Annotated in this window: 4 protein-coding genes; 3 read left to right on the top strand and 1 reads right to left on the bottom strand. The window is 72.4% G+C overall.

The window, feature by feature from the left end; genetic code table 11:
- On the top strand, positions 1–556 hold a 556-nt coding region (locus HW445_RS16690), incomplete at its 5' end, for a sugar transferase (RefSeq protein ID WP_180221815.1).
- A gap of 24 nt (positions 557–580) precedes the next feature.
- On the opposite strand, the gene HW445_RS16685 is transcribed toward HW445_RS16690, so the two are convergent.
- The gene (locus tag HW445_RS16685; RefSeq protein ID WP_257231115.1) at positions 581–1,531 is read right to left on the bottom strand and encodes a GDP-L-fucose synthase; all 951 of its coding nucleotides are present in this window, start codon (positions 1,529–1,531) and stop codon (positions 581–583) included.
- A 137-nt stretch (positions 1,532–1,668) separates the two neighbouring features.
- Between HW445_RS16685 and gmd the strand changes: the two genes are divergently transcribed.
- Both gmd and HW445_RS16675 read left to right on the top strand, forming a co-directional pair.
- Positions 1,669–2,682, top strand: a complete 1,014-nt coding sequence (gmd, locus tag HW445_RS16680) for a GDP-mannose 4,6-dehydratase (RefSeq protein WP_180221813.1) — start codon at positions 1,669–1,671, stop codon at positions 2,680–2,682.
- Positions 2,683–2,886: 204 nt separating this feature from the next.
- A complete protein-coding gene (locus tag HW445_RS16675; RefSeq protein ID WP_180221812.1) occupies positions 2,887–5,610 on the top strand; it encodes a DNRLRE domain-containing protein in 2,724 nt (907 codons plus the stop codon).
- Positions 5,611–5,669 lie beyond the last annotated feature (59 nt).

The following is a 5,669-nucleotide window of genomic DNA, read 5'->3' as shown; positions in this document are numbered from 1 at the left end:
GCTCGGCCTGCTGGCGCTCGCCCCGCTCCTGGCGCTGACCGCGCTGGCCGTCCGGCTGGACTCGCGCGGCCCGGCGTTCTACCGGCAGCAGCGGATCGGCCGTGACCAGGAACTCTTCGTGATGTGGAAGTTCCGCACCATGGTGGTGGACGCGGACTCCCGCAAGGACGAACTGGCCGAGCGGAACGAGAACGACGGGCTGATGTTCAAGATGCGCCGCGACCCGCGGGTGACCCGGGTCGGGCGGCTGCTGCGCCGTACCTCGCTGGACGAGCTGCCGCAGCTCTTCAACGTCCTCCTCGGTGACATGTCCCTGGTGGGTCCGCGCCCGCCGCTGCCCGAGGAGGTCGCCGGGTACGACGCGACCGCGCTGCGCCGGCTGCGGGTGAAACCCGGCATGACGGGGTTGTGGCAGGTCAGCGGCCGGTCGGACCTCTCGTGGGAGGAAACGGTCCAGCTCGACCTGCACTACGTGGACAACTGGTCGTTCGTCAGCGACCTCGACGTGCTCAGCCGTACGCTCCGCGCCGTCGCCGACGGCCGCGGAGCGTACTGAGAGACCGAAGCGGTGCGGCCGGGATCAGGCGCGGGAGGCGCCCGCGCCCTGGGACAGCCACCAGCGGTAGGTGCCGTCGATGCCGTCGCGCAGCGCGACGGACGGCTTCCAGCCGAGCCCGGTCAGCCGGGAGACGTCCAGCAGCTTGCGGGGCGTGCCGTCCGGCTTGGAGGTGTCCCAGCGGACCTCGCCGGTGAAGCCGGTGACGTCGGCCACCGTCCCGGCGAGCTCACGGATGGTCAGGTCCTCGCCGCAGCCGACGTTGACCGGCTCGTCGCCGTCGTAGGCCTCCAGCAGCCGGACGCAGGCCGAGGCCAGGTCGTCGACGTGCAGGAACTCCCGGCGCGGGGACCCGGAGCCCCACAGGGTGACGTGGTCCGCGCCGGACTCGCGGGCCTCGTGGAAGCGGCGGACCAGCGCGGGCAGGACGTGCGAGGTCTCCAGGTCGAAGTTGTCGCCGGGCCCGTAGAGGTTGGTGGGCATGGCGCTGATCCAGGAGGCCCCGAACTGGCGGCGGTAGGACTGCACCTGGCAGATGCCGGCGATCTTCGCGAGGGCGTACGGCTCGTTGGTGGGCTCCAGCGGACCGGTGAGCAGCGCGTCCTCGCGGATGGGCTGGGGCGCGAACTTGGGATAGATGCACGAGGAGCCCAGGAAGAGCAGCCGGCCCACCCCGGCGGCGTGCGAGCCGGAGATCACGCTCAGCTGGATCCGCAGGTTGTCCTCGAGGAACTCCACCGGGCGGGTGCTGTTCGCCATGATGCCGCCCACCTTCGCGGCGGCCAGGACCACCGCGTCCGGGCGGACGTCGGCGAGGTGGGCGGCGGTGGCCGCGGCGTCCCGCAGGTCCAGGTCGGCGCGGGGGCGGGTGAGGACCTCGTGTCCGTCGGCGGTGAGGCGGCGGACCACCGCGGAACCCACCAGCCCGCGGTGGCCGGCCACGAATATCCGGGACTGCGGCGCAAGAAGTGTCATGGCTCGGATCATGCCAGCAGCCGGGGGCGAAGCCCGCGCATTTCAGAAGATTTCCGTACGTACTGTGCGCGTACGGAGCGTGTGACCGAGCACGGGGCGCGGCCGGTACTCCGGCCCGTCGGGGAGGGGATGCACTCATGACCAAGACCGCGTTGATCACCGGGGTGACCGGCCAGGACGGCTCGTACCTGTCGGAGCTGCTGCTGGAGAAGGGGTACACGGTGCACGGGCTGGTGCGCCGTTCCTCCAGCTTCAACACCGAGCGGATCGACCACATCTACCAGGGCCCGCAGGAGCCCGGCCGCCGCTTCGTGCTGCACCACGCCGACCTCTGCGACGGTGTCGCCCTGGTCAACCTGCTGCGGGAGATACAGCCCGACGAGGTGTACAACCTGGGCGCGCAGTCCCATGTGCGGGTCTCCTTCGACGCCCCGCTGTACACCGGCGACGCCACCGGGCTGGGCTCGCTGCGGCTGCTGGAGGCGGTGCGCGCGGCCGGCATCCACACCCGCTTCTACCAGGCGTCGTCCTCGGAGATGTTCGGCGCGACGCCGCCCCCGCAGAACGAGGGGACCCCGTTCCACCCGCGCAGCCCCTACGGCGCGGCCAAGGTCTACGCCTACTGGTCGACCGTCAACTACCGTGAGGCGTACGGGATGTACGCGGTCAACGGCATCCTGTTCAACCACGAGTCGCCGCGCCGGGGCGAGACCTTCGTGACCCGGAAGATCACCCGCGCGGTGGCCCGTATCAAGGCGGGCCTGCAGCAGGAGCTCTACCTGGGCAACCTGGACGCGGTCCGCGACTGGGGCTACGCGCCCGAGTACGTGGACGCCATGTGGCGCATGCTCCAGCAGGACGAGCCGACCGACTACGTGGTCGCCACCGGGGTGCCCGCCACGGTGCGCGAGTTCCTGGAGACGGCGTTCGGGCACGCGGGGCTGGACTGGCGCGAGCACGTCCGCCACGACGCCAAGTACGAGCGTCCGAGCGAGGTGGACGCTCTGATCGGCGACGCCTCCAAGGCCGAGCGGCTGCTCGGCTGGAAGCCCGAGGTCAGGGTGGAGGAACTCGCCCGGATCATGGTCGACGCCGACGTCCGGCAGGTGACCGCCGAACTGGCGGGCACCGCGGTGCGCGTCGACCGCTGATCCGCCGATCCACTGATCCACTGATCCACTGATCCACCGGTTGTCGCGCCGGGGCCGGTTCCGGGACGGTACCGGCCCACGGCGCGCGGGTTCCGGCCGGGTCCCGGGGGGACGGGAGCCGGCCGGAAACAGAGGGAGACAACGCGTCCGGCGTCCCGCCGGACGCGTCAGGGGCGGCCCCAGGGCCGTTTGTTTGGGGGTTCGATGAGAAGAACGAGAGGGCTGAGCGCGGCCCTCGCGACGGTGCTCGCGGCGGGCCTTGCGGCCGTCGCGACGCCGCAGGCCGGCGCGATCAGCGAGTCGGTCGCCTTCACCGCGGACGATCTGCCCACCTGGCAGACCAACGGCATCGTCTGGGCGCTCGCCCAGGCGGACGGCGTGGTCTTCGCCGGCGGCACCTTCTCCGCGGTGCGTCCCCCCGAGGGGGGAACGGGCAGTGAGCGGCAGGCGGTGAACTTCGTGGCGCTGGACGCCGCCACGGGCGCGCCCACCGACTGCGAGCTGTCCTTCACGGTGTCCTCCGGCACCGCCACCGTCCGCGCGCTGGCCGTCTCGCCCGACGAGGAGACGCTCTACGTGGGCGGCTACTTCGGGGCGGTCAACGGCACCGCGGTGTCCAGCGTGGCTGCCATCGACATCGACACCTGCACGCCGCGCGGCGGCTTCAACGCCGCCTTCCCGGCGACCGTGCGGGCGCTGGCCGTCACCGAGGACACGGTGTACGCGGGCGGCGACTTCACCAGCGTCAGCGGCCAGCCGCGGGAGCGCTTCGCGGCCGTGGACGCGGTCAGCGGGGCGGTGCGCCCGTTCACCGCGAACGTGGACGAGCCGGGCCGGGCGATCGAGATCACCCCCGACGGGCAGCACGCCCTGCTCGGCGGCGACTTCTTCACCGTCAACGGGCAGAGCTCGCACGCCCTGGCCGTGGTGGACGCGGCCAGCGGCGCGGTGGAACGGGCCTACGGTTCCGGGTTCATCCCCACCACCTCGGTGGTCAAGGACATCGACACCGACGGGACCGGGTTCTACACCGGCAACGAGGGCACCGGCGGCGGCGTCTTCGACGGCCGGATCGCCCTGGACCTGGGCACCTTCGACCAGCGCTGGCGTGACACCTGCCTGGGCGCCACCCAGGCGGTGGAGTCCTACCAGGACGTCCTCTACAGCGCCTCGCACGCCCACGACTGCTCCAGCGTCGGCGAGTTCCCCGACGGCCGGCGCCAGCACTTCCTGGCCCAGCCCACCACCTCGACCGCCAAGCTGGGCTGGTTCCCGGACAGCAACGACGGCCTCGGCGAGGGCATCGGCCCGCGCGCGCTGACCGTCTCGTCCAAGAACGGCGTCCAGTACCTGTGGTCCGGCGGCGAGTTCACCACGGTGAACGGTGCGGCGGCGCAGGGCCTCACCCGGTTCGCCTCCACCGGTGACGTGGGCGCGCCCACCGTGCCGGTGATCGGCGCGGACGCGGCGGAGCCTGGCGAGGTCAAGGTCCGCTGGCGGACCAGCATGGACAACGACGACAGCCGGCTGATCTACAAGATCTACCGCAACGGCTCCTCCACGCCGATCGGCACGGTGGAGGCCGACTCGGTCTACTGGGAGCGTCCGCAGGCCTCCTTCACCGACACCGGTGTCACCGCCGGCTCCACGTACACCTACCGGGTGACCGCCTCGGACCCGGCGGGCAACACCAGCGCCCTGTCGGCGACCGCGAGCGTCACCGTGCCGAAGACCGCCGAGCCGTACGGCTCGGCCGTCCTGGCGGACGGGCCGAACCTGTACTGGCGCCACGACGAGAGGACGACGCCCTACGTCGGCGACTCCTCGGCCGGTGACCTGAGCGGCGTGATGAGCGGCGGCCCCACCCTCGGCGAGGCGGGCGCGATCACCGGCAACGGCACCTCGTACGGCTTCGACGGCACCGACGACCGCCTGTACAGCGACCGTCGCACCACCGTCGGCGCCGCCTACTCGGTGGAGACCTGGTTCCGCACCACGACCACGCGCGGCGGCAAGCTGGTCGGCTTCGGCAACAACACCACCAGGAACAGCGGAAGCTACGACAAGCACATCTACATGGCCAACGACGGGCGGCTGATCTTCGGCGCCTACGGTGGCACCACGCGGACGGTGTCCTCCGGTGCCGGCTACAACGACGGCGACTGGCACCACGTGGTGGCGACCCAGGGCCCCGGCGGCATGACGCTCTACGTCGACGGCGCGCGGGTCGCGGGCAACACCTCGTACACCACGCACCAGAGCTACGCCGGGTACTGGCGGGTGGGCGGCGACAACCTGAGCGGCTGGCCCTCGCGTCCCAGCAGCGACAACTTCGCCGGTCAGATCGACGAGACCGCGGTCTACCCGACCGTGCTCGCGGCCGCCCGGGTCGCGGCCCACCACGAGGCGGCCAGCCGGCAGGGCGACACCGTCACCTCCGTGCAGGCGTCCGAGGACACCTACGTGAACGAGGGCTCCAAGGGCACCGCCTACGGCTCCGCCACCTCGCTGGCGGTGCGGGGCAGCTCCGGCTACGAGGCGTACCTGCGGTTCGAGCTGCCCGAGGCGCCGGCCGGGACGGTGCTGACCGGTGCGGCGCTGGAGGTCCGCACGGACTCCTCCGCCACCGCCGGTTCGGCGGACGCCGTCGCGGTCCGGCCGGTCACCGGGGACTGGACCGAGGCGGGCACCACGTGGAACACCAAGCCCGCCCTGGGCACGGCCACGCTGGGCACGCTCACCCCGCCGGCCGCGTCCAGCTCCAACGCCACCACGGAACTGGACGTCGCCGCGCTGCGCGCCGCGCTGGGCGGGCAGTACGGCGTGGCGCTGACGTCCGCGGGGACGGACGCGCTGTGGCTGTGGTCCAGTGAGGCGCCGGCGGCCTCGGGGACGCCGCGGCTGATCCTCACCTTCTCGCCCCAGTAGGGCGGAACCCCTCCGGCCCGGTGGTGCCGCGCGGTCGCACGTCCGCGCGGGGCCGCCGG

Origin of the sequence: Streptomyces sp. UH6 (assembly GCF_013421635.1) — a bacterium.
Taxonomy (GTDB): domain Bacteria; phylum Actinomycetota; class Actinomycetes; order Streptomycetales; family Streptomycetaceae; genus Streptomyces; species Streptomyces abyssomicinicus.
Note: the sequence above shows the minus strand (reverse complement) of the source record. Positions and strands in the feature narration are given on the sequence as shown.